Origin of the sequence: Cytobacillus sp. FSL W7-1323 (assembly GCF_038595015.1) — a bacterium.
In the GTDB taxonomy this organism is placed as follows: Bacteria; Bacillota; Bacilli; order Bacillales; family Cytobacillaceae; genus Cytobacillus; species Cytobacillus kochii.
In genome coordinates, this window is record NZ_CP151998.1 from 642,674 (window position 1) to 667,010 (window position 24,337).

A 24,337-nucleotide genomic window follows, 5' to 3' on the forward strand; every position below is an offset into this window, starting at 1 on the left:
TGAAAATTATATAAGCTGAACAGCTTCTTCTAATAATTCACTTGTTAACTGAGGGGAAGAATTCATTTGATTCATCTCGACTAGTTCCTTCAAAGATGATTTCATTAAGGCAAAGTGTTGATGTTCTTTGAAATATGGGAATGCCTTTTCTGCTAAGTATAGTTGGTATTTGTCTTGTTCATCTTCTAATTTATACTCCAATAATTTAAAAAGGTGTATAAAGACTTCTTCTTCTAGTTCTAGTGCTATTCTTTGTCCTTCGGTAATATTTTTTCTTAAGGTTTTTTTACTACTTAAATGGCCTTCAACTGCAACGAGAATATAATTGAAAAGGCGATGAATGTAGACTTTACCTTTTTTATTACATAGGCGTATAGACTCCTTCAGGTATTGATAAGCTTCATTATATTCTTTTCTTTTGAGAAGCGTGTTTCCAAGATTGTTCAGTAACATCCCTTTTTTGTCATTATCATTAATTAATTCACACGCATAAATTAATCGGTTATACATAGGTTTCACATCGACATAAGGATCTTCAGATATGTGTAATAACAACAAGGACTCCGCCTTAATTGCATCAGCGTAATTATTGATTTCTTTAAAGTATTTTAATGCCTTTTCTGCATACATGTATGCCATTACTTGTCTGCCTACATATTGATAACCAAGTGCTAAATGATAATAGAATTCCTCATTTGGGTAATAGGCAATCTGGATTTTATTGAAAATAGCGATGGCTTCATAATGATCATCTTTTTTAGAAGAATAGCGGATGAGATGCCATCCTTTCATATGAAGTAAAAAGTTTTTTTCATAAGGATTCATCCATGCTTCTACCTTGTCTAAAGAACCTAAGAGGGCATCGATCTCCTTCTTCTCCTCCTTTACGAACCAATATCGTAGCATTACCAGTTGATAAAAATAGGCATACTTAGTAGATAGTAAGTATGGTATATTATTTAAAATTCTTCGGTAAGACTCTACCTGTTTAATCTTATTCAAAATCAAAGCTTCATTGAAAGAATGCAATGTTTTTTCGATTTCCTCGAACTTTTCACTTTCTTTTTGTAAATCAATTTGTAACTTTTGCGAAAACAATTGAATAATTTCTAATGAATAATCTGTTTTACCATTCTCAATTTTACTCACATGTGTTGCAGTACAAATACCGTCACCTAATTGTGATTGAGTCATACCTTCTTTTTCTCTATAAAATTTAATAATATGGCCTACTGACAATGGTACTTACCCCCTAGATCTATTTAATTATTAATGTATACAATTGTAATATAGATTTATTGAATTGGTATATTATTTTTAATATTCTGTAATTATCTCTCTCGCTATTCTTCTTAAGACCGAAATAAAAATACAACCCTCCACTTTAACACCAGCGAGAATCTATTTGTTATAGTTGGTGATACACTTGAAAAGGAGGGAATTTTGTGATGGAGACAAGCGAATTTATTTATCTTGAAAAAACTATAAATGAATTAACAAAGGCCTATAAAAAGCTTTCATCAAACATTATTGATCAAGACCACAATTTTAAGGAATTACAAAAATATATGGTTGAATATAAAAATGAACTCGATAAATTCCAGGTGTATGACTACCAGCAAACTTTAAGTATGATAGACAAACATGGTTTCGCACGAGTGGTGGAACGTGAGCAGGTAAGAAAGCTTATAGAATCCCCATACTTCGGACGATTTGATTTTTTATATCATGGTGACCATCCTAGTGAGGCAGAGACGTTTTATATTGGGCGCTTCGGTTTTGCCGATGAAGAAGGCACACAAATTATCTATGATTGGCGCGCCCCTATTTGTAATATGTACTATGAATTTGAAATCGGTGAGGCCTATTATATTGCGATGGATAAGCAGTTTGACGGAGAACTTATTAAGAAACGTCAGATTAAAATAGAAAATTCTAAACTCCAATATGTGCTTGATAGCTCATTAACAATACAAGATCAAGTTCTAGAGCAAACATTAAATCAGCATACAAATGATAAGATGAAAACAATCGTCACTTCGATTCAACGAGAACAAAATAAAATAGTAAGAAATGAATCAGCGTATAATGTCATCATTCAAGGAGTTGCTGGTTCTGGAAAAACAGCTGTTGCTTTGCACCGCATAGCTTATTATTTATATAAATTCCGTGATACGTTACGAGCAGAACGTATTTTTATTTTGTCGCCAAACAAGGTATTCGGTGATTATATTTCTACCGTCTTACCCGAGCTAGGTGAAGAGCCAATTCGCTCCTTTACATTGGACGAGCTTACGGAAAACTTATTACCAGCTGGTGTAACTTTTAGATCATTTGAGGGAGAAACAAAAGAGATTCTATCGAATCCAAATGGGGAGCTGGCTTTACGTGCAAAAATGAAAGGGAATTATTCATTTGTTCAAAAGCTTCAATCCTTTTTATTTAACTTAGACTCAAGGCTTCTTAAAAACGAAAATATCTCCATTGCTGGTGTAGTGCTACAAGCTGATTATTTACAAGGGCGCTTCCTTCAATATCGAAGTGAGCCGATTGTTACACGTTTAGAACTTATGGCAGATGATATCATTCAAGCGCTTAAATCTAAGTGGGATAGAGAAGGGAAAATACCGAATAAAAGTGAAATCATAAAGCGTCTGAAAAAACGACTCTTGTTTTCTTCACCGTTAGAGATTTATCGTTCTTTTATCGAAACACAGGGGCAAAACTCTTTTAAGTTTTCGAAAAAACATTTTGAATTTAATGATGTATACCCTTATCTATTTGTACAGTTTTATTTTAAAGGTATCAAGCAGTATGAGCTCGTACAGCATTTTGTACTAGATGAAATGCAAGATTATACACCAATCCAATATGCTGTACTTTCTAAAGTGTTTACGTGTAAGCGAACAATCATTGGTGATTTTAGTCAGGCTATCTTACCATATGAAACGATATCAAAAGAGGCATTTGAAGCCATGTTTAATAATCTAGAATATGTAGAATTAACAACCAGCTATCGGTCATCATATGAAATTGCATTGTATGCAAAAAAATTCATGCATAATGGGGAAATTCATCCAATTGCAAGACACGGGGAAGAACCAAAAGAATGTATGTATTTAACATTTGAACAGATGCTGAAACAGATTCATGAAATTGCGATGAATGATTATCGAACTACGGCCATTATCTGTAAGGGGGAGAAAGACTTACAGATCTTGCAGGAACGTTTAAACATACCATTTACAGTACTGGATGGCCAAACGGGAAAGTTTGAAACAGGTCTAGTTTTAACGACGATTCAGTATGCGAAAGGTCTTGAATTTGATGTTGTTATCGTACCTTTTGTAAATGAAACCAATTATAGAACCGAATTTGATCGTGGGCTAATGTATATAGCCTCAACAAGAGCAATGCATGAATTAACCGTATTGGTAGATAAAGAAGCACCATCACCATTATTGTAGTTCTGTTAAGATAGCGATGATTGTTTTCAGATCATCCATCGCTATCTTTAATTGATTCATTAAATCGTCTGTTACATGAAAAAAATCCGAAGAAAAGTTGGGCGTTTGTAAAATTTGCAGGATATCTGTGTTTTTTTTCGATTGTTCCATTTCTTGAAATAAATTTGCAATGCTAGTAATCGAGAAATGTGCGCTGCGTAACGCGCGTATTACAAGTAATTTTTGAATATCACGATCTGTATAAATTCTTCGATTTTGCGTATTTCTTTTAATAGTATACAAATGATTCCGTTCCCAATTCCGTAATGTTTCTTCCGTTAACTGAAGCATAGAAGCAACGGACTTGTGGGAGTAAGTTTCACCTGTAATCGATTTGTTTTGTAATAAATTTTTCACCGTCTCAATTGCTTTTAAAGCAAACTCATATTCTGTTTGCAAATAGGTTAAATAGGATTCTGCTGCTCGTAAACTATCCTTGAACTGTTCGCGGCCACTAAGTCTAACAATTTCTGTTGCCTTTTTGCGAAGGTTATTCTGTATAAATTCTTGTTTAAAAGCAAGTCTAGAGATTTCCATTTGCTTAAGATGAAGTTCAGAATAAACTCTGTAACCATTTGGTTTTCTTGGTACAGGCGAAATAAACTGCCATTCTTCATAAAGTCGTACTGTATTTGGATGGACCTTAGATAATTTAGCAATTTCACTAGTGTTCATAAAAAAAGCCACCTTACTAACTGAAGATAGAATGTAATGAAAAAAAGCCCACGAATAATTAAGGTTTATCATATCAACATGGTTAAAGCAAATGATAAAAATAGCTAGATATCCGAAAAAGGTTTCTATCTCTAGCCTTTCAATGTCATACTCTAATTGGTACAACTTGATTTTCTCCTAATTATTCTATAATAAATGATGAGGATTCTTGTAGCGAACTGTTTGCAAGAGACGTATACGCAGAAAAGACAGAAAAAAGACTGGTCACTTAGAGGAAAAAACCGAAATGAAAGCCGAGCAAAAGCGTTTTGCACGTCATTTGAATTTCTGAATATGGAAATAAAATCCAGAAAAAGAGGTTGTGTGAGCTATTCGTAGGTTTAGTCCATAAATCAGAAAAACCCAAAAATATGAGTGGGAACCTAAAAAGGCCCTAAGGCATAACGGATTTTAAACGCTAGCCATTTTCATAAAAAAACGAACAAAGACTATTATTCATAGTGTTTGTTCGTTATGATTACCACTCAGCTTACAAGATTCAATAATTATTCTAGTACTCCAATTGAATCGTAAGCAGCCATTACAGCAGCTGTTTCAGCGGAAGGTTCTCCATTTCTATCAGGATATAAATCACGTGCAGATTGCACCATAGCTTCTCTCATCTCGGAAAAATTAGATGATGGCACTAAATAGACTGTTAATGCTTTATAAAGAATTTTGCCTAATTTATCTGATCCTATTCCATTAACAGTAGTACCGTAATGTTCTCCACCCTCTGCAATAAGGTAGGCTGCTTTATTGTTAATGCTACTATTAATATGGACGCCACCTTTATCTAACTCTCCTAAATAGCGATCATCATAATGGTCAGGATAAGCATCATCTTTCATCCCATAGTTCGGGTGAAGTGAGTTGTCTTTCGGGTTCTCTAGGGAGCGAAGCCCTCCATCACCTGGGATATTAGGAGTGTATACGTCTTCCCCTATTACCCAATTTCTATCTTCTTCAGCTTTGGAATGATTCTCTGCTAACACACCGAAAATATCAGCAATGGATTCATTTAGTGCGCCTGATTCACCTTCATACGTTAAATTAGCTGTATTTGTTATCACGCCATGTGTCATTTCATGTCCTGCAACATCAAGTGCCCCTGCTAGTGAACTGAAGTATGAACCATCACCGTCTCCATAAAGCATTTGTTTCCCGTTCCACGCTGCATTATTCCACTTATCACCAATGTGTACGGTGCTAATAATCTTCATACCATCGTTATCTAAGCTATTACGATCATGTACGTTTTGATAGTATTTGTTTACCTTTATCGAGTTTTGTTGGGCAGAAATAGCTGCTGGGTCGTAGAAGAAGTTAGACGCTGTCTCTACTTCAAATCCTGTAAATCCTAGTAAGGCAGACAAAAGGATAAAAGGCGTTTCACCCATTCTTTGTGCATCATACGTATGAATAGGTACTGAACGATTTTTGACAGTTTCTAATGAATATAAATGGGTTTTACCCGTTTCCATATTCTTTGTCGCATTGAAATTTTGCATTTTTCCTAATAAGTCTAATCCACGAGCACTGACAGTTTCTGTTTCCGGCTCCGCAGAATGAAGGGCATTAAAGTGATGTTGTACTTCACCCGTATGCGCATCAATAAAATAATGGAAGTAACCAGGCTCAGGAATAGATGTAGAGGCTTTGACTAAATAGGTCAGATGGTATTCATCATTCTTTGGAAATACCATCAGATCTGTTTCAATGCCATCATAATCTTTTATCGCACCAATTTCATTTTCTATCGCATCTTTCGCCTGAGACTCTGCCTCTTCCTTAGTAATAGTAGGTGTTGTATTGATATTTACTTTTACTAACTCATTATTTACTTCTCCGATAGAAGCATAAACATTTAAGTTCTCATCTAGTGAAATTGTTTGGCCTGAGCCGTAAACTGGGACCCCGTTAATTTGTTCAACGGTTTTCATATGAGTTGTTCCTATTTGTATATCAACCTGTTCATCAATGATTTTAAATTGATTCACATTCTTTTTACTTGAACGTGCTTTAGGTTGGGGCTGATCTTTTAATTGGTCCTGTAAATAAGCTTGTACAACCTCCTCTTTATTTAATCCTTTCGGTGCTTGCCAGATGACTTCATTGGTCTCTGTTTGAATCGCTGCATATGTGGACAATGGAGAAAACCCCGTGAATGTGACGGACAAGGCTAATGCAGTGGGTAAAAGCACTTTCTTAGTAAAATTTTTCTTCTTCAAAACAATCACCTCATATTCATTTTCTGTAAACAATTACAATTATTCTGAAAACTTAATGCTGCGTCAATATGTAAGCGATTGGGTTAATAAAACGCGACTTTGGACTCTCAACTCTATCATTTTCTATAGGAATCGCACGCTTTGTTAGGTCTAATTACAGATAAAAATAACCCAATTTATTTTTCAGATATTTCAGTTATATTATTGGTAGCAGAGAAAAACGATGAAGTTTTATGAAAGGAGAGTCATTCATATTGTTAAGTCTAGCAAAATGGACACTGCGCTTAATTGGTAATCTACTATTTCTGCTTATCTGTGTTTTATTATTTATCATGCTTTTTGCTCGATTCACTGGTAATGAACCCAATCTCTTTGGATACCAGGTTAAAACAGTGCTTTCTGGATCAATGGAGCCATTATTTAAAACAGGTTCAGTGATAGCTATTAACAGAACAGAAGAAAATCAAACCTATCAAAAAGGAGATATTATTACTTTCAAACTTGATGAGATCCTTATCACACATAGAATAGTAGAAACATCTTTAAAAGGTGGGGCAATTACGTATAAGACTAAAGGTGATAATAATGACGCTGTTGATAGATGGGAAGTCCCAGCACATCATGTGGTTGGGGAATATGCAGGTGTGACTATCCCCTATCTGGGCTATGTTCTGCATACCGCACAAACAAAAGCAGGAGCCGCATTATTAATGATTATTCCAGGCATCATTCTACTCTTCTCTGCCTTTGTGCAACCAGGGGAGAGAAAACCAAAAGAGGTATATACGCAGTAATTCTCTTCTCTACTAAGGGGAAGTGAAACATATATTAGGAGGAATGTTTACATGGGATTAAATTTTAAGTTAACAAAAAAGAATCTGATGACAGCTGCACTTGGATTATCATTAATTACCGGAGGCACTTATGCGTATTTTAGTGATAGTTTTGCCACTGAAAATACTTTTGCAGCAGGAACATTAGATTTAGCTGTAAATCCGGATTTTGTTGTGAATATTGATAATATCAAGCCAGGTGATGAAATCTATCGAGAATTCACTTTAGAGAATAATGGTACATTAGATATTCATAAAGTTCTGCTACAAACAGATTACTCTGTAGTGGATGCAAATGGGGATAATGTAGAAGATTTCGCTGACCATATCAAAGTAACGATTATGTATAATACAAGCAGCGCAACAGTCCCTGTTGTCGAAACTACATTGGCAGAATTATCGAATACAGAGCCAGACTTAACGGCTATCGATACATTCGTTGGCGGTGGACAAATACCCGATGGTATCCTAGCAGGGGAGAAAGAAAAAATGTTTGTGTTATTCGAATTTGTTGATAATGGACAAGATCAAAATCAATTTCAAGGTGATCAACTTCGTGTAAATTGGACATTTAATGCTGAGCAAACTGCCGGGGAATACTATGATGAGCAATAATGAGGTTAAATGTCTTTATATAAAAATGTGAAACATTGCTCTTGAACGAGGGATCCGCTTTAAGAGTGTCGCATGGAAGTGAATTGCGGTCTCTCAAATCAGAATGGCACATTGAGGCCATTGTAAAACTAGATACGGCGGTCTCAAATTAGGCATGAAAAATAAGAGCGCCACAAAAAACTCATGTACTCGAATCAAGCTTTTCTATATTAGTAAGCTTCACCTTCAAATAGAGTGCCTGATGAAACATGTCATCAGGCACCCTAAAAAGGGCATTTCCCTACTGCTGTTTTGGATGCTCCTTACTCAACCTTTCATTTCCTCGCTTAAAGTTACCAGTGAGTTTTGCCAACAATAATTGAATGTTGCCCTCTTCGTTCTCGATCTTATTTATGAACTTCGCCGCTTCTTTTCCATTGATTGTTTTTATGACTTTATGGTTGTAGGAAATCACAACTGATTGATTTTTCATTATTTGAAAACTAAATGGCGCTTCTTTTAAGTGTTCTCTTTTATCTTCCACTCCCATTTCAATCTCCTTCTATTAAATTTTATTTCTTTGCTAATGATATGAGCGAAACATCGGATAGTATTCAGCGTCTTTAATAAAATTATTTACCAAAAAAATGAAACTTTACAATTGCCACCACGTATACATTATTGTAGCAAGTTTATAAAAAGGGGAGATTTTTTTATGGAAGCTGAATTAAAGCATGAGGTGGAGGAGCCAAAGAAACCACGTTTGTTTGGGATGATTGCCAATCCATCAGAGCAATTTGAGCGGATTAAGCAACAACCGAAGATCTGGGTACCACTATTATTAGTGACATTATTATTCACAGTGGGTATGATTATTACCGCTTCATCGATGGACCCAGCTTATCTTGGAATTGATGAGTTATCTCAAGCTGAACAAGATATGGTATACATGATTTCACTGATTATGTTTGTGATTATTGGTATCATTTCACCCATTTTTACGGTATTAATTTCTTCAGCTATTTATCTATTAATTTGTAAAATTGCCAGTTCTGATGTGTCATTTAAGCAGCTTTTCTCAATGAATACATACATTCTGGTTATCAGTGTCATTGGACTCATCTTGAATGGTGTCATTCGTATGATAATTGGTGGCAACCCAGAGTTAAATGTGACGAGTTTAGCATCTGTATTAAATGCAGAAGCTACGAGTGTTTGGGCGAGTATTGAAGTTTTCTCCATCTGGCAAACAATCCTTGTCGGTTTAGGTTTGCATAAAGTGGCGGGATTAAGTAAAGGTGTTGCATACGGTGTTGCCATTGCCTTCTTTATTATTAGTATGATTTTCGCATTAGTTACTTCTACGGCGGTCTAAGATAAATATGAAGAAAAAAACTTGGATCATTGTTGGAGTGGTAAGTGTAGTTTTGGTGATGATAGGCGCAAGCGTCTATCATCAAGCTTTTGCGAAAGGACCTTCTGTAACGACTGCAAATGCTGAGAATGAAGTAATTACAGATACGTTAATTGTGCCAGGTACATTATCTTTGAAAAATGAACAGAAAGTGTATCCTGGTGTAGAAGGCGAAGAAATTGCTGAAATCCTTGTAAAGGAAGGCGATGCTGTTGAAAAAGGTACGGCTGTCGCCAAGTATGATGATACACGAGTGGCGATGGAGCTTGAAAGGTTGAGTTTACAGATTGAATCTGGTTATTTACGAATCAATCAAGTGGACAAACAATTAGATCGACTCTCAGACCAAGAAAAGGAATTGCGTGATCAAGTCGGCAAAAAAGAAGCCGCTAAGCAAATAGCTCCGGAAAGAGATCAGCTGCAATTAGATTTAAGAATGGCAAATTTAGATGTTCGTCAGTTACTTCTAGAAAAGAAAGAAATAGAAGCACAACAAAAAGATTTAGAGATAAAAAGTAAATTAGACGGAACAATTTTACAAGTGAATGAAGACCAACCAACGGATTCAATGACTCAGCAGCCAGTCATCCATATTGGTAATACGGATGAAATGGTAGCCCGAGGGGTTTTATCAGAATTTGAGTCTTTAAAGGTCGAGAAAGAGATGAAAGCGACGATTCGGACAGATGTATTACCTGATAAAGAATGGAAGGGGAAGGTTAATTTCATCGGTTTAATGCCAGATGATAACAACCAGTCTGTTGCTGGTGAAGCGACCCCAGCGAAATATGGAATGACAGTTGAAATTGAAGATGATATTACTGAACTGCGCACAGGATTCCAATTAATTATTGAAGTGGAGACAAGTAGTAAGAAGGCACTTACTGTCCCATCTGAGTCTGTGTTATCTGCGGATGGTGAATCTTATGTATATCTTTTAAAAGATGGAAAAGCTCATCGTCAAGACGTGAGTGTAGGCGTTGCCACTGGTGAAAAGATAGAGATATTAGATGGTTTAACAGCTGAAGATGATGTGATTACTAATCCTTCTGATGAATTGAGTGATGGCTTGGAAGTGGAAGTCGAATGATTCATTTACGAGAAATCACAAAATCTTATCAGATAGGCGATGAAATGGTCGATATTTTACAAAGCATTGACTTAACGATTGAAAATGGAGAGTCACTCGCAATTATGGGACCGTCTGGTTCTGGAAAATCGACATTAATGAATATTATTGGTTGTCTAGACCGACCGACGAATGGAACCTATCAACTAGACGGTGAAGATATATCGCAATATTCTGAAGTGGAACTAGCGAAAATTAGAAATCGGTCCATTGGTTTTGTCTTTCAACAATTTCACTTACTACCAAGGCTGACTGCTTTAAAAAATGTTGAACTACCGATGATCTATAGTGGTCTGAATAAGAAGGAAAGAATGGCTAAAGCTGAGCGGGCGCTCATTAAGGTAGGTTTAGAAGACCGGATGGAACAGCTTCCGAGTTTGTTATCAGGCGGACAGAAGCAACGGGTAGCCATCGCCCGTGCACTTGTGAATGAACCGAAGTTGATCTTGGCTGATGAACCGACTGGCGCGCTCGATACAAAAACGAGTGAAAATATTATGGAGCTTTTTACCCAACTAAATAAAGAAGGTACTACGATTGTAACGGTAACACATGAACCGGAAATCGCCGCTTATGCGAGTCGTAGAATTCTCGTCCGCGATGGTATCATTGTCGAAAATGAGCGCCAAGTAGGGAGGCGATGACTTTGAGCCTTCTTGAAAGTATAAAAATGGCACTTAGTTCGTTAATGGCACATAAGCTGCGTTCAATTCTTACAATGATAGGGATCATTATCGGTGTTGGCTCTGTTATTATTGTTGTTGCTATTGGCCAGGGCGGGGAAGCCATGTTGAAATCGCAACTCACAGGCCCGGGAAATACGGTTGATTTATTTTATCAACCGTCAGATGAAGAGATAATGGCCAATCCTAATGCATTGTATGCCTCGGCTTTTTCACAAGAGGATATTCGCGCTTTAGAGGAAATTGATGAAGTGAAAAGGGTCGTTGCGTCAAGCTTAGAATTCGGCCCTGTTCAGTTTCGAGATCAGCAGATAGAAGCAACTTTAATGGGGATTAACGAATCTTATTTTCAATTGAACCCGTTAAATCTATCAGATGGAAGAGGTTTTACAACAGCAGATTTCTTAAGTGGAAAACGGGCAGTTATTGTTAGTCAATCACTTCAGGAAGAGCTATTTGAAGGAGAAGCAGCAGTGGGTGAGGTGATTCGCCTTGGTGCTCAACCGGTTGAAATTATTGGTGTGCTAGAAAAACCAACAGGGATTTTCTCCTTCGGTAGTATGGAAGTATACTTGCCTAGTTCGACTTGGTTAACGATTTATGGCAGTAGTGATATATCGCAAGTGACATTACAGACTGATTCGGCAGATGATCTACAGCAGGCAGGAGAGAAAGCAGTCTCTCTTATGAACAGTCGCTATAACACGGAAGAAGCATACCAAGTGTTAAATATGGAAGAAATCGCTGAAGGACTCGGTCAGGTCACAACAATTATGACGATGATTATTGGTAGTATTGCCGGGATCTCATTATTTGTCGGAGGAATTGGCGTCATGAATATCATGCTTGTTTCTGTCACAGAGCGTACGCGTGAAATCGGCATAAGAAAAGCGCTAGGCGCAACGAGACAGCAAGTATTAACTCAATTCCTCATAGAGTCAATTACACTTACTTTCATTGGTGGTGTAGTCGGTATTCTGCTTGGTTGGGGTGTGACAACATTAATTAGTCTATTTGCGGGTTGGCCGTCTCTCATGAGTTGGCAAGTCATTGCTGGAGGCATGCTATTCTCTATGCTAATCGGTGTCATCTTTGGGATATTACCTGCAAGTAAAGCATCAAAGCTCGACCCTATTGAATCATTGCGTTATGAATAATTAGAAGAAGTGTAGTAGATAAGCTGCACTTCTTTTTGTTAGAGGAGGAACCGTGATGTGGAACGATTTAAAAACACTAGTATCAGAGCCGTCTATGCTCTTTAAACAGTTAAAGCAAACACCAAAGGTGAAAAGTGCCTTATTTATCGTCTTTATTTTATCCTTTATCCATATGTTTTTCGGTGCATTTTACGTAGAATCCAGTATATTTTCTGAAGTCGGTTTGGGTGAAATGGGAGGTATGTGGCTAAGTATCGTACCAATCTCTATTGCCAGTTTATTTGGTCCCATATTTTTTATAACAGTTGTGAGCTTAATAATTTGGGTCATAACAAAAGTGGTCAAAACAGGTGCAACCTTTACACAATTATTTTCCATGTATACATATATTGTCATTGTAACGACTTTTGGTAATGTCTTGAATGTCATTATTCAAGCCCTAGTTGGTAGTGATGGCTTAATTAAGGTAACAAGTATTGGTTATTTGTTTAACAGTGACGTGTCAAGTCCACTACATTTACTCGAAGTATTCTTTATATGGGAACTTATCCTCGTGGGTATAGGTCTTCAATATACAGCTGGAATTAGGAGAATGTGGGCGTGGATAGTGGTTAGTCTTTATGGTCTTTTCATTTTCATTATAACGATCCTCCAATAATGAAGGAAGAGAGACGGTGGTAAGCTGATAGATAAGAGAAATGAGATGTCTACCTAGGCGGTTTCGCCAAATGAAAAAAGAAGTGTGGGCAAATGAGAAATGTCCACACAACTTCTCTTGTCTAATTAGGAGAGCAATAAGTTATTCACCTACTTAAATTTCTTCCCAGACACTAGATTCACTTGGCACGTCCCCTTTTGACCACCATTTAGCCTTATAAAGTTGCCCATTAAACAGTACTTGGTCACCACCATAGTAAATGACTTCGCTATTCCATTCACGGTTTTCCGCTTCGCTGATGAGTTGCCACACACTCGATATACCAGGTTGATCCCCTTTTGTCCACCACTGTGCCTCATATGTTAAACCGTTATAAATTACACGATCCCCTTCTACATAAATAGTGTCTGTCTGCCAAGTGTCGCTTTCAATAGGCGTTTCGGGTTCTGGGTCTGTGCTTGGTTCTTCCGGTTCAGGTGTAGGTATATTACTTTCACCAGAGAATTCGGCATCAATCACATGATAAAAGGCATTGCTTGTATTCGCCACATCCCATACAGCTAAGATCACATGATAGCCTTCACGCGCAGGTACGGTTACTTCATGTGAAACGGTTGAGCCTGGGACTGCCCCATGATCATTTTCTTCAAAGAAAGGGGTTAATTCAAATTGATCTCGTGTTAAGGGTGCATTAGGGTCCCAATCTTCTTTTGTTATGTAATAATGCCATTTGGCTGTTGAGTGAGCAGCAGTCAAATGCCATGTAAATGTTTGCTCCCCTGCATCCATATCGACTTTTGCCCATCGCGTTTCGGATTGTTCGTCCAATTCAGGAAATATCCCATTGGCAGAAGCAAATTGGCCATCTTCTAAACCTGCTTCAGGAAAACCTTTTGTTGTTTCGGTTGATTGTGGTTCATACTGAACTCCGCCACAATTTTCATTGACACCTTGTGCACATAAAAGGGCACGAGAAGGTTGTTGCTCGACATAACCATGTCCGAATGCTGCACCTGGAGCCATAAGCATGGCAGTCATAAGTATCGCCCCACTGAGGTACCGTTTTTTATTTCCATTCATATCCTTCATCTCCTTTAATAATTGAACGTACTAAAAGTGTATCGTTCTATTGGTTATGAATAAATGTCAGAAGGACCTAATTTTTCATTTAGATACGATAGCCCAAGTTTTGTAATATAATATCCAATTGATATCTGTATAGATAGAGGGAACAAGGGTAATGGTTTAACAAACGTTTGAGTTAGAGACGCTTTTATTGAAAAATAAATACTATAACCCTTGTTTTACAAGATAGTATATTTTATACTGTTCCTATACCTTGTAAAACAAGATAGTGAAATGGGTGGAAAAGAAATGTCGCAAACACAAATGATGAAGGGAATTATCGATGGCTGTCTGTTAGCGATTATTGATGGTAAAGAGTGCTATGGCTATGAAATGGCTGAACGGCTAGGTGATTATGGCTTTGATGCGGTGAGTGAAGGGACGATCTATCCGCTACTCATGCGCATGCAAAGAGAAGGATTAGTCACTTCTGTTCGCAGAGCATCGACAGCTGGACCACAGCGAAAATACTATTCTCTTACAAAAGAAGGCAAGCAGGCATTAGCAGAATTTATCCTGAGGTGGCAACAGCTAGAGAAAAGCGTCAATGCCGTCCTAAAAAAAGAAATGGAATAGTGGAGGTGGAAAAAATGGCATTAACACAGAAGAGTAGAAAATTTCTTGAGGACTTGCATATCTATTTACTATCAAGTGGAAAAAACCTCAACGAAATTAAGGAGATTACTACAGAACTCGAAGATCATCTAATAGAAGCAGAAGCAAATGGTAAATCGATTGACCAAATTGTAGGAGACTCCCCAAGTGCCTATATGGAGAGTATTTCAGGTGAAATGAAATCAGATCTTGCATCATGGGCAAAGTACTTTCCACTTGTCTTGCTGGGACCGATTGCTTTTACCATATTCGGAGATTTACTTGATAACGGAGTACTCGCTTATAGTCTATTTAATATCATTGGAATGATTGTTTATACCTTCCTATTTATTATGGGTGTTTCCATTGTATTTAAATATACATCAAGAAAACAGACATCCGTCACAAAGGAAATAATCATCTTATCGTTACCAATCATCGTTAGCATGCTGTTTTATCTATTAGTCCTATTTTTGGATACAATGATTGACACACCGATCGTCAACTTTGGAGAAATCGGCAGTATTGTGTTGGGGAGCGTTGTATTCATACTCATCATCGCCTTCTCCATATGGAGCAAAACGATCATTATTCCAGTTGTTTTACTCGCACTGTTCTTACCAGATATTTTACTTAAGCAAACGGCGCTATCTGAATCTAGTAAGCTAATCATTGGCATGTTCATTACTTATAGCCTCATTGGATTGTACTTGCTTTATATTTTTGCAAAAGAAAAAAAGAGACAGCAAGGAAGTGAATGAGGTACTAATAATGATTTATTTTGTTAGGCATACTCACTCTTTCTATTCGCAACAGGTCTTAGAAACAGGCAAGAGAGTTTAACATTAAGAGCAACCCGGTAGTATAGCGAAAAGATTAGATTTACTCAATTTGGAGAATTAAAGTCTAGAGCAAAATTATAGTGTTAAGTCTAAAAACGTTGAAGCTATTAAGTTAGTAGAACAATAAAGCTTTTTAGCTTCATTCCAATTCATACCATCTCTCAAGGAAAGCTTCCATCCAGAAATGGGGAGGTAGGAGATTGTGAATAATTCTATTTCATCTAACGGGGGCATACTTGATTAATGGTATTGTTCCTTTCTTATGTCACATAAGGGGCAGGTTAGTTGAATAAGGAACAATTGTAAGGGATGAAATTTATGATAAATTGTAATTGTTGATTTAAAATAATGTTTGATGATTTGCGAAAAAAGTTCGATAATTTATAAAAAAGATTAATCAAAATTCCTGTATTTATATGCAGGATTTTTTGTTCTGCAATCGGACCAGATAATTCAAAAAACTCATTTGGATAATTATGCTAAAGGCCAGAGTGTGATTGTGAAGATTTATACTTGAACAAGATAAGGTACTCAAACTGAGGAATATTCTTATTAATTTCAGAATTATGTTGACTCTCACCTTGGGGGTTAGCTTATTATTCTCTTGAGGTGATAGCATTGTTAATAAACGAGGTATGCAAAAAATGTCCACTAACAAAAAAAGCAATAGAATACTACGAAAAGCAAGGATTGGTCCATCCAAAGATTGGAGAAAACGGATATAGAAATTATAGTGAAAAGAATATTTCCACATTAAAAGAAATATCTGTTCTCAGAAATTTAGGATTAAGTATTTCTGAAATAAAAGATGTTTTTGAGAGTAGCAATAAGTCATTAACATTATCGAAATATAAATATTTAATTGATTTAAAAAGGCAAAGGGTAGTTGAACAACAGAAATGTCTTGAACTCTTAATTGAAAACTATAATATTGATAAAGGTATAGAGTTTATTAACTCTAATCTCAACAATTCTTTTACAATCAAAGAAAAATTAGTGCAGTCTTTTCCAGGTGCTTATGGTATTTATTTGTCTATCCACTTCGGTCAATTTTTAAATGAGAAAATTGATAGTGTCGAGAAAGAAGAGGCTTTTACTAATATTGTTAACTTTTTGGATAATATAAACATTACCAAAGAAATAGGTGAATATTTAGAAGAGCTCACTTCTTATATAAAGCAGGAAGACTTAAAAGAAATGAATACTAATTTACTGAATGCAATTGATGATATTGACAGCTATATTGTAAGTAATAAACAGAGTATGGAGGAGTACATCAAATTCCGTAATTCTGAAGAGTTTAAGTCAACCCCTGTATATAAAATGCAACAATTGCTATTAGATTTCCAACAAAGCAGTGGATATTATGAGATTTTTATAACAAATTTAAAAATTTTGAGTAGGGCTTACCTTGAGTATTCGAATAAACTTCAAAAAGCAAATGAATTATTTATTAAGAATTATCCACAAACGGAAAAGTTTTTTCAAAAGGATTAAAAAACATATCATTTTTCTTGCTAAATATTTGGCAAATATCCCCCTTGTATAAAATTATCTACTCAACTAAAGGGCGCGTTTCTTCAATAAGAAAAAACGCCTTTTTAATGCAGCAAGTGGGCAGTATATTGAAATAAAGTTGGATTAAATTTACCCTTGAAATAGGGGTTTTCTTTTTATTGACGAATTTATATTGGAAATGAAAAGATTGTTAGAGGTGAAGTGAATGAAAAGGTTTGATCCAGTTGTAGCAGCGAAACAATTTATTGATAAGCACTTTTCAAATTGCCAAGGGGCTTTATTAGCAGGAAGTGTAGTTAGGGGAGAGGCAACAGAAACTTCTGATCTTGATATTGTCATTTTTGATAAAAGACTTACTTCATCATATAGAGAGTCTATGTTTGACTTTGGATGGGCAATAGAGGTTTTTGCCCATAATTTAACTTCATACAAATACTTTATCGAAATGGACTGCAAAGCTGCAAAGCCTTCTATGTCAAGAATGATTTCTGAAGGGATTATTTTAAGAGATGAAGGAATCTTAGAATCTATAAAAAAAGAAGCGAAAGATATATTAAAGAAGGGACCTGAAATATGGTCTGAAGAAATTGTTAGTACAAAGCGATACTTTATAACTGATGCACTTGATGATTTTTTAGGAAGTAATAACCGAGCTGAAGAAATATTTATAACTAACACATTAGCTGATCTTGTTCACGAATTTGTATTAAGAACTAATCGTCAGTGGGTTGGCTCTTCGAAATGGATTATTCGTGCTTTGAATCAACATGATGAGAAATTTACCGAAGAGTTCGTAGAAGCCTTTAATGTTTTTTATAAAACAGGTGAGAAAAATAAGGTTGTTCAATTAGTAGATAAGGTTTTGGATCCGTACGGTGGGCGTTTATTTGAAGGATTTTCTCTAGGAAAAGAAAAAGATAATCCATAAAACCTTATTAAGCAATCGGGAGCAATTATGCAGCAAGAATTAGGCTCCTTCTTTATGTTAAGGGCCATATTGTTGAGGAATTAAGGACAGTAGATATCCTGATTAAAGATTATTTGTGGGAAGTTACACTTAAGCTAACGGTTGCAGTTGAAGAAGGATACCTTATTAATTAGTTTAAACAACAGCAAAAAGGGAGATTCTTTTTAAACCCCCCCATTTGTATTGAATTATTTGTTCTTCAAGATTGTGTTAGCTTCTTGTTGCAGGAAATCCTCAGTTGATATTACGTTGGCATACATACCATTAAGTGCACTGACAAACGCAAAATGAACCTGTTCAGCTGGCACGACCTTATCTTGATAGGATAATCCCCTTGTCGCACATGCATCTTCAATAAGAGTAGTTTCAAAGCCTAGCTCTACAGCACCTCTGACTGTGGCATCAATACACATATGCGTCATCATACCTACAATCACTAGCTTGGTCACTCTTTTTTCTCTTAATTTGCGCTCTAGTTCGGTTTTAAAAAAGCTGTTAGGTGCATGTTTTATGATAATACTTTCGTGTTCTAATGGTAAAACAGTTTCATTTAGTTGAACTCCCTCCGTATTTGGAAGAAAGAAGCCTAAACCTGGATTACTTGCAATATGTTGGACATGAAAAATATTATCTTTGTTATTCTGTCTAAACCATTTAAGAACTTTAGCAGCATTAGAGGCTGCTTTTACGGGGTTGCTTAATTCCATCTTTCCATTTGGAAAATAGTCATTTTGAATATCGACAATGATTAAAGCTGTGCTCATTTTTTTCACCTCATTAAAAAATTTATTATAATAAAATGATAAATAATATCTTGGTTTTTATCGATACTTTGATGAAAAACTTTTATATCAAATAATTTCACGGTGAAAGGAATTTATTATGGAAATTGATCAAATTGATTTTCAGATTCTACGGTTACTAACCGAAAATTCACGTATTCAATGGAAGGACTTGGGAGGACAAATTCATATGACTGGACAAGCAGTAGGGAATCGTATTAAAAAACTTGAGGAAAGTGGTGTAATTAAAGCCTACTCCCTAATAATCGATGAAATGAAACTCGGGCTTTCTTATACAGCGTTTGTCATTGTTCATATGAAAACAGCTAATCATGCTGCTTTTATTCGTTTTATTAAAGATCGAAAAGAGGTAGTTGAAGCTCACCGAGTATCTGGAGAAGGCTGTTACCATTTAAAAATAAAAGTTAAATCCCAAAATCAATTGAATCTTCTTCTTAATCAACTTCTCGATCATGGGAACTATAGTTTAAACCTATCAATACAAGAGATTAAACAACGTAATCCGTTGACTGCCATATTACAATAAACATTTGTTTCAAAGAAGTTTTGTGAAGTATTCTGCTTAAACAAAAGGGGGCTTATCTGTAATAGTTAAGTGACTAGAAGGCTCTTAATACTGTTGAACGATCTTCCATTAAAGGGCGCAATTCTTCATCAAGAGTTGTGCTTTTTCTTAATATTTCGAGAAAATTACTTAGAACAAATAAAAATTTTGTGATATCGTAAGTAGATAAATTCTAAAAGAGATATGAGGAGAATAATAATTATGGAAAATACAGCACTAATAATTATTGACTTGCAAATTGGTGTTCAGCCTAAAAATGTTCCACTATTTAAACTAGCGAATGTATTAAATGGAGTTAATCAAAGAATTCGTTTGTTTAGAGAAATAAACAATCCTATTATTTTTGTTCAACATAATGATAGTGATTTGGTTTTTAATTCTCCAGAATGGCAATTGTTTCCGGAACTAGATGCTAAAGATACAGATATCTTTATCAACAAAACACATGCAAATTCCTTTTACAAGACTGATTTGAATGAACAACTAAGAAAGTTAAATATAAATAAACTTGAAATTTGTGGGGCACAAACTGAATATTGTGTAGATACAACTATTAGAATGGCTCATGGATTAGGATATAAATTATTTATGAAAAAAGGGTTAACTACCACCCTAAACAGTGACCTTTTGGAAGCTAAAACAATCATTGAACATCATGAGAATCTCTGGAATAATAGATTTTTAACTTTTTTATAGAATAGAATTCCTCTCATCAAAAAAAGTAGTGTCGAAAACAATAAATACCATGCTCCAATGGGGATAATATTGTTTTTGAATTTTAAAATTTTTAAATAAGGATTTACTCAAAGGCACCTATTCAATAAGATTAGCTTAATTATTTTCCACAATAGGGCGCTTTAATGGAATAAGGATCACAGAAATGATCAAACTTTTTTATAAAAACAAGATTTAAACCTACTAGATAAGAATCCATTTTGATCAATCTTTTTTCAAAATGGATTCTTTTTATTTATCGTAAAATACCGGTTTGTGAGGTGCTTTTGATCAAACTTTATTTCAAAGCTACAATTATAAGTGGGAACCATTAGGTGAAATTTAGGTTTAGTTATGATCACAACAAATTTGTTGATCTTTATCTATACCTTTTATAATTGCATACTTGTTACCCCATTCACACATTGTGTTTAATACTGGTACAAATGATCTTCCTAGATCAGTTAAGCTGTATTCTACTTTTGGTGGTACTTCTTTAAATATTTCTCTTCGTACAAGTCCATCTCTTTCTAACTGTTTCAATTGATCTGTTAAGACTTTTTGTGTAATTCCAGGTATTAATTCGTAAAACTCTTTTGTCCTTACTGATTTTTGACTCAAGAAAAAGAGTATTAAACATTTCCATTTTCCACCTGCAATGTTCATAAAAATGTTGATTCCAGTATTATAGTTAACCATGTGCTTTCTCTCCTAAATAGGCACTTAAAAGTGGCTATACCACATTTTTGTGCGTTATTTTCTTATTTATTATTGCTTACTATAATTAAAGGCGCAATAAATAAATAAAAATTTCGGAGTTGATATAATGAGTGTGAAAAATATTATGGAAAAAAGACGTTCAGTTAGACATTATGATTCAAGTTATAAAATAAGTTCAGAAATTCTATCCTCACTAGTTGAAAGTGCAAGTAAGTCACCTAATGGGAATAATATTCAAGCTACTCGATACTTAATTATTGATGATCCGGACTTAAGAAATTTATTACTGCCTATAGCTTTTAATCAACAACAAGTGATAGAAGCTTCAACTTTAATTGTTATGTTGGGTGATTATCAGGCATTTGACAAAGGTAATATTATTAAGATACATGAAGAAGGCTTTAAAGCAGGTTATTTTGATGAATCGCTAAGAGATTATCTAGCGAATGCTGCAATAAAATATTATGAAAATAAATCAAAAGAAGATCTAAAGCTAGAATTAACTAGAGATGTAAGTCTTGCGTCAATGTCATTAATTTTGTTAGCAAATGAAGCTGGTTTTGACACAATTACTATGTCAGGCTATGATTCTAAGAAATTAAAAGACATCTTAAATATTTCTGAAAGGTATTTAGATGTTATGCTTATAGCTATTGGTAAAGGTACTAAAGCCGGTCATAAGACCGTAAGACATAATGTAAATAAGGTAATGTATAGAAACAAAATAATTTAGTGTTCTTATAGTATCTGATTATGTAAAATAGGCAGACAAAGAAATATATTATTCTTATTCCGATAGGGCGCATTTCTTTAGGAAGGATTGCGCTTTCCCTCATAAGGGCCATTCTCTGGAATGGAAAATGTAACACTTCTTCAACAGTACTCGTCTGAGTATTAAAGGAGGTATGCCGTAATGAGTAATAAGATTATTCTATTCTGTTCCATAGTAGTTGCTAGTCTACTGTTTGCCTGTGGTTCAGAGAATCTGGAGAAAGACGTTAAAGCAACTTTCGTGGGAACGATTCAAGAATTTACTGGAGATAGTGCAATAATTGATGCAGCAGAAGTAGACGGAAAAACGCTTGGGCAAATAAGCATTAATCTCGCCGTAAATCCAAATGAAACGTTTCAAATAGGTGATAGGGTAAGAGTAGGGTATGACGGAATGATTATGGAATCAGCTCCAGCCCAAATAAATACCCTTACAGTAGAAAAAGTAGAATGAAATCAAAAAACAACAAAACCAGCTAATAGAAGCTGATCTTTATTCAATTATCGGGAGCGATTGTGGAGCAACACAGGTAGAAAATGATCAAATATTTTTATAAATATCAAACTTAAATCTGTGAAGAAGAATCCATTTTAATCAATTTTTTTAAAAGGATTCTTATTATTACCATAAATACAGGTTTGTCAGGTGTTTTTGATCAAACATTATTTCAAAGCAACATAAATTAATAATAAAGTTGAGATAGCCTCTATCCCTTTTCCTCCAAATGCTAACGTGTCCTAATATTTTTTTACTATAAACCCCATTTACCAGATTTTATTCTTCGGGTTATTCATCAGTGGAGTAGAAGAGGCTAAGGTCTTGCAAGGTCTTTAAACAAATTCGATGAAAGAATTTATAATGAATTATTCGATTCTTTGGATTGTTATTATAAGGATGGAGATAAACAACCATCTATTAAATTTGCGAATGACTTTTATGAGCCTCATTTGAGAAGGGCTTTTTTTACTAAAGAAGGAATACTGCGGGCTTTGTAATTACCCTTTTGGAATGCACTTTGAATAGGAAAACAGACCAAAAGCAGTGACTTGGTCTGTTTTTTATTATTAGGTTTGTTTTTCAGTAATGTAAGTTTTTACAGTTGGTGGTTCATATGAATTGAATTTATCTAGTATCCCTTTCGGTTCATTATCAACTAATGCCATATTACGGTACTTTTCGTGTAAAAACTGCTCTTCTGACATATGATTAAATAACGCGATAAGAGGGTCATAATAATGATTTATATTTAGAAGACCACATGGTTTATTATGAAGTCCTAATTGAGCCCACGTAAAAATCTCAAAGAACTCTTCTAATGTCCCTGGCCCACCAGGTAAAACGATAAATCCATCTGCTAGATCTGCCATTTTAGCTTTTCTTTCATGCATCGAATCTACGATGATTAGCTCTGACAAGTTCTTATGGGATATCTCTCTATTCTCTAGAAACCTTGGCATAACACCAATTACATATCCTCCTTCTTTTAAAACTGAATCTGCAACAGCACCCATAACACCAACACTCGCTCCACCATAAACAAGTGCAATATTTCGTTTAGCTAGTTCTTTACCAAGTTTTTTTGCACCTTCTATATAAACTCCAGATGCTCCATTACTTGATCCACAAAATACAGCTAACCTTTTCATTATATCGCCTCCTAAATAAACGCCATTAAAGATTATACAAAATTTTTGTTTTTTTGTTAAACTTAAAATATGGAATGGAGGTTAGATATAATGAATGTCACAGAATTTCAACAATGGGTAAAGGATTATTATGAAAGTAGAGGCTGGTCTGAGTTAGACATTTTTATTCGAATTGGTTTTTTAGCTGAAGAAACTGGCGAAGTTGCACGAGCGATAAGAGCTCTTGAAATAGGTAGGGATAGGCCTGATGAAGTTAAGGGCTCTTTTGAGGAAAATAAACAAGAGTTAACTGAAGAATTAGGAGATGTATTAGGTAATTTAATATTGATTGCTAACAAGTATAATATTCCCCTAGAAGAAGTGTTTCAGTCACATAAAAAAAAGCTGTCACAACGTTATTCTAATCAATAGGATAAACAACTAACGTTCACTTTTCAGAGGTAACGAAAAAATCCCATTTCCCAATTTTTATTGGAGACATAAACTACTGGTTGCAATACTTATTTAGGGGTATTGCATTTTTTTTTGTACTATCGGGGCAGTTTAGTTGGAAAAGGATTTTTTATTTTAAAGAAGAATTCAATTCATTGTGCAGTTTATAGAAAATAAGGTTAATCTTAAATTTTTGAAGTGAGTGGTGAATTGCTGTTGAGTGTAAATATTAGATTAGCAAAAATAGAAGATATTACTGCAATTCAACAAATTGCTAAAAAATCTTGGGCAAAAACATATGAAAATCTCCTTCCTGTTTCTGTTCAAGAAGCGTATTTAAATGAATATTATTCAACGGAACAGCTATATCATAAATTAAAAATTACGTTTTTCTTTGTTTTAGAAACTGACAATGAGCTTGTTGGATTTGCTAATCTTTATAGAAGTGAGAGAGAGAATGATCTTTCTGCAATTTATCTTTTACCTGATTTTCAGCAAAAAGGAATGGGCAAAGCTTTATTAAAAAAAGTAATAAACCAGTTACAAGAAGGTGATGAATTAGTCGTATATCTTGAAAAAGGTAATGAGCAGGCAGAAATGTTTTATAAGAATAATGGGTTTACCTTTCTTGAAGAATTTCAAGAAACTTTTTTCAATCATATATTTAATACCGTTAAAATGTCTTTAAAAATATAAATGATAAAAATGATTGCTTTTTAG

General features: G+C 35.0%; 26 protein-coding genes. 18 read left to right on the forward strand and 8 right to left on the reverse strand.

The window, feature by feature from the left end; all coding sequences use genetic code 11:
• Positions 1 to 6: 6 nt before the first annotated feature.
• Positions 7 to 1,239 carry a helix-turn-helix transcriptional regulator gene (locus tag MKX67_RS03405; protein ID WP_342488828.1) on the reverse strand — a complete coding sequence of 411 codons (1,233 nt, stop codon included), beginning with the start codon at positions 1,237 to 1,239 and terminating at the stop codon, positions 7 to 9.
• A gap of 209 nt (positions 1,240 to 1,448) precedes the next feature.
• Here MKX67_RS03405 and MKX67_RS03410 point away from each other — a divergent pair, with 209 nt between their 5' ends.
• On the forward strand, positions 1,449 to 3,467 hold the full coding sequence (locus tag MKX67_RS03410) for an ATP-binding domain-containing protein (RefSeq protein WP_342489249.1): 2,019 nt from the start codon (positions 1,449 to 1,451) through the stop codon (positions 3,465 to 3,467).
• Here the strand turns inward: MKX67_RS03410 and MKX67_RS03415 are convergent.
• Entirely contained in the window at positions 3,459 to 4,181 is a 723-nt protein-coding gene (locus tag MKX67_RS03415; protein WP_341098501.1) for a MerR family transcriptional regulator, read from the reverse strand. The genes MKX67_RS03410 and MKX67_RS03415 overlap by 9 nt on opposite strands.
• 545 nt (positions 4,182 to 4,726) lie before the next feature.
• Positions 4,727 to 6,451 carry a M4 family metallopeptidase gene (locus tag MKX67_RS03420; protein WP_342488830.1) on the reverse strand — a complete coding sequence of 575 codons (1,725 nt, stop codon included), beginning with the start codon at positions 6,449 to 6,451 and terminating at the stop codon, positions 4,727 to 4,729.
• Positions 6,452 to 6,705: 254 nt separating this feature from the next.
• Between MKX67_RS03420 and MKX67_RS03425 the strand changes: the two genes are divergently transcribed.
• Positions 6,706 to 7,245 (forward strand): signal peptidase I, encoded by a 540-nt coding sequence (locus tag MKX67_RS03425; RefSeq protein WP_342488831.1) that lies wholly within the window; start codon positions 6,706 to 6,708, stop codon positions 7,243 to 7,245.
• A gap of 51 nt (positions 7,246 to 7,296) precedes the next feature.
• Positions 7,297 to 7,899: a TasA family protein gene (locus MKX67_RS03430; RefSeq protein WP_251163232.1), complete on the forward strand. Its 603-nt coding sequence runs from the start codon at positions 7,297 to 7,299 to the stop codon at positions 7,897 to 7,899.
• Positions 7,900 to 8,179: 280 nt separating this feature from the next.
• Here the strand turns inward: MKX67_RS03430 and MKX67_RS03435 are convergent, their stop codons facing one another.
• Entirely contained in the window at positions 8,180 to 8,428 is a 249-nt protein-coding gene (locus MKX67_RS03435; RefSeq protein WP_342488832.1) for a hypothetical protein, read from the reverse strand.
• Between the two features lie 165 nt (positions 8,429 to 8,593).
• Here MKX67_RS03435 and MKX67_RS03440 point away from each other — a divergent pair, with 165 nt between their 5' ends.
• Genes MKX67_RS03440 through MKX67_RS03460 form a run of 5 tightly spaced genes read left to right on the forward strand, consistent with a single transcriptional unit; the run spans position 8,594 to position 12,919 of the window.
• Entirely contained in the window at positions 8,594 to 9,253 is a 660-nt protein-coding gene (locus MKX67_RS03440) for a Yip1 family protein (RefSeq protein ID WP_307315176.1), read from the forward strand.
• Between the two features lie 7 nt (positions 9,254 to 9,260).
• Positions 9,261 to 10,382: an efflux RND transporter periplasmic adaptor subunit gene (locus tag MKX67_RS03445; protein WP_342488833.1), complete on the forward strand. Its 1,122-nt coding sequence runs from the start codon at positions 9,261 to 9,263 to the stop codon at positions 10,380 to 10,382.
• Positions 10,379 to 11,065, forward strand: coding sequence for an ABC transporter ATP-binding protein (locus tag MKX67_RS03450; protein WP_095370626.1), 687 nt, complete (start codon positions 10,379 to 10,381; stop codon positions 11,063 to 11,065). The genes MKX67_RS03445 and MKX67_RS03450 overlap by 4 nt, the downstream gene beginning before the upstream one ends.
• Positions 11,066 to 11,067: 2 nt before the next feature.
• Complete coding sequence (locus MKX67_RS03455; RefSeq protein ID WP_095370625.1) at positions 11,068 to 12,261, forward strand: ABC transporter permease; 1,194 nt, start codon at positions 11,068 to 11,070, stop codon at positions 12,259 to 12,261.
• 55 nt (positions 12,262 to 12,316) lie between these two features.
• Positions 12,317 to 12,919 (forward strand): YIP1 family protein, encoded by a 603-nt coding sequence (locus tag MKX67_RS03460; protein WP_342488834.1) that lies wholly within the window; start codon positions 12,317 to 12,319, stop codon positions 12,917 to 12,919.
• A gap of 153 nt (positions 12,920 to 13,072) precedes the next feature.
• On the opposite strand, the gene MKX67_RS03465 is transcribed toward MKX67_RS03460, so the two are convergent.
• Positions 13,073 to 13,999, reverse strand: coding sequence for a lytic polysaccharide monooxygenase (locus tag MKX67_RS03465; protein ID WP_342488835.1), 927 nt, complete (start codon positions 13,997 to 13,999; stop codon positions 13,073 to 13,075).
• Between the two features lie 294 nt (positions 14,000 to 14,293).
• On the opposite strand from MKX67_RS03465, the gene MKX67_RS03470 reads away from it, so the two are divergent.
• The 4 genes from MKX67_RS03470 (at position 14,294) to MKX67_RS03485 (ending at position 17,926) form a co-directional block, all read left to right on the forward strand.
• Complete coding sequence (locus MKX67_RS03470; protein ID WP_095370623.1) at positions 14,294 to 14,620, forward strand: PadR family transcriptional regulator; 327 nt, start codon at positions 14,294 to 14,296, stop codon at positions 14,618 to 14,620.
• Positions 14,621 to 14,634: 14 nt separating this feature from the next.
• A complete protein-coding gene (locus MKX67_RS03475) occupies positions 14,635 to 15,399 on the forward strand; it encodes a hypothetical protein (RefSeq protein ID WP_342488836.1) in 765 nt (254 codons plus the stop codon).
• Positions 15,400 to 16,098: 699 nt separating this feature from the next.
• Positions 16,099 to 16,977 (forward strand): MerR family transcriptional regulator, encoded by an 879-nt coding sequence (locus tag MKX67_RS03480; RefSeq protein ID WP_342488837.1) that lies wholly within the window; start codon positions 16,099 to 16,101, stop codon positions 16,975 to 16,977.
• A gap of 226 nt (positions 16,978 to 17,203) precedes the next feature.
• Entirely contained in the window at positions 17,204 to 17,926 is a 723-nt protein-coding gene (locus MKX67_RS03485; RefSeq protein WP_341098507.1) for a nucleotidyltransferase domain-containing protein, read from the forward strand.
• Positions 17,927 to 18,153: 227 nt separating this feature from the next.
• Here the strand turns inward: MKX67_RS03485 and MKX67_RS03490 are convergent, their stop codons facing one another.
• Positions 18,154 to 18,729 (reverse strand): cysteine hydrolase family protein, encoded by a 576-nt coding sequence (locus tag MKX67_RS03490; RefSeq protein ID WP_341098508.1) that lies wholly within the window; start codon positions 18,727 to 18,729, stop codon positions 18,154 to 18,156.
• A 118-nt stretch (positions 18,730 to 18,847) separates the two neighbouring features.
• On the opposite strand from MKX67_RS03490, the gene MKX67_RS03495 reads away from it, so the two are divergent.
• Positions 18,848 to 19,294: an Lrp/AsnC family transcriptional regulator gene (locus MKX67_RS03495; RefSeq protein WP_095370616.1), complete on the forward strand. Its 447-nt coding sequence runs from the start codon at positions 18,848 to 18,850 to the stop codon at positions 19,292 to 19,294.
• Between the two features lie 240 nt (positions 19,295 to 19,534).
• Complete coding sequence (locus tag MKX67_RS03500; protein ID WP_342488838.1) at positions 19,535 to 20,029, forward strand: cysteine hydrolase family protein; 495 nt, start codon at positions 19,535 to 19,537, stop codon at positions 20,027 to 20,029.
• 366 nt (positions 20,030 to 20,395) lie between these two features.
• On the opposite strand, the gene MKX67_RS03505 is transcribed toward MKX67_RS03500, so the two are convergent.
• The gene (locus MKX67_RS03505) at positions 20,396 to 20,746 is read right to left on the reverse strand and encodes a winged helix-turn-helix transcriptional regulator (protein WP_095370614.1); all 351 of its coding nucleotides are present in this window, start codon (positions 20,744 to 20,746) and stop codon (positions 20,396 to 20,398) included.
• A gap of 127 nt (positions 20,747 to 20,873) precedes the next feature.
• On the opposite strand from MKX67_RS03505, the gene MKX67_RS03510 reads away from it, so the two are divergent.
• Together MKX67_RS03510 and MKX67_RS03515 are read left to right on the forward strand one after the other, a co-directional pair.
• A complete protein-coding gene (locus MKX67_RS03510; protein WP_095370613.1) occupies positions 20,874 to 21,500 on the forward strand; it encodes a nitroreductase family protein in 627 nt (208 codons plus the stop codon).
• Between the two features lie 180 nt (positions 21,501 to 21,680).
• A complete protein-coding gene (locus MKX67_RS03515) occupies positions 21,681 to 21,992 on the forward strand; it encodes a hypothetical protein (RefSeq protein ID WP_095370612.1) in 312 nt (103 codons plus the stop codon).
• Between the two features lie 611 nt (positions 21,993 to 22,603).
• Here MKX67_RS03515 and MKX67_RS03520 read toward each other — a convergent pair.
• A complete protein-coding gene (locus MKX67_RS03520; protein WP_307315137.1) occupies positions 22,604 to 23,185 on the reverse strand; it encodes a TIGR00730 family Rossman fold protein in 582 nt (193 codons plus the stop codon).
• A gap of 90 nt (positions 23,186 to 23,275) precedes the next feature.
• On the opposite strand from MKX67_RS03520, the gene MKX67_RS03525 reads away from it, so the two are divergent.
• Both MKX67_RS03525 and MKX67_RS03530 read left to right on the forward strand, forming a co-directional pair.
• A complete protein-coding gene (locus tag MKX67_RS03525) occupies positions 23,276 to 23,596 on the forward strand; it encodes a MazG-like family protein (RefSeq protein ID WP_340977806.1) in 321 nt (106 codons plus the stop codon).
• Positions 23,597 to 23,833: 237 nt separating this feature from the next.
• Positions 23,834 to 24,313 carry a GNAT family N-acetyltransferase gene (locus MKX67_RS03530; protein WP_342488839.1) on the forward strand — a complete coding sequence of 160 codons (480 nt, stop codon included), beginning with the start codon at positions 23,834 to 23,836 and terminating at the stop codon, positions 24,311 to 24,313.
• Positions 24,314 to 24,337 lie beyond the last annotated feature (24 nt).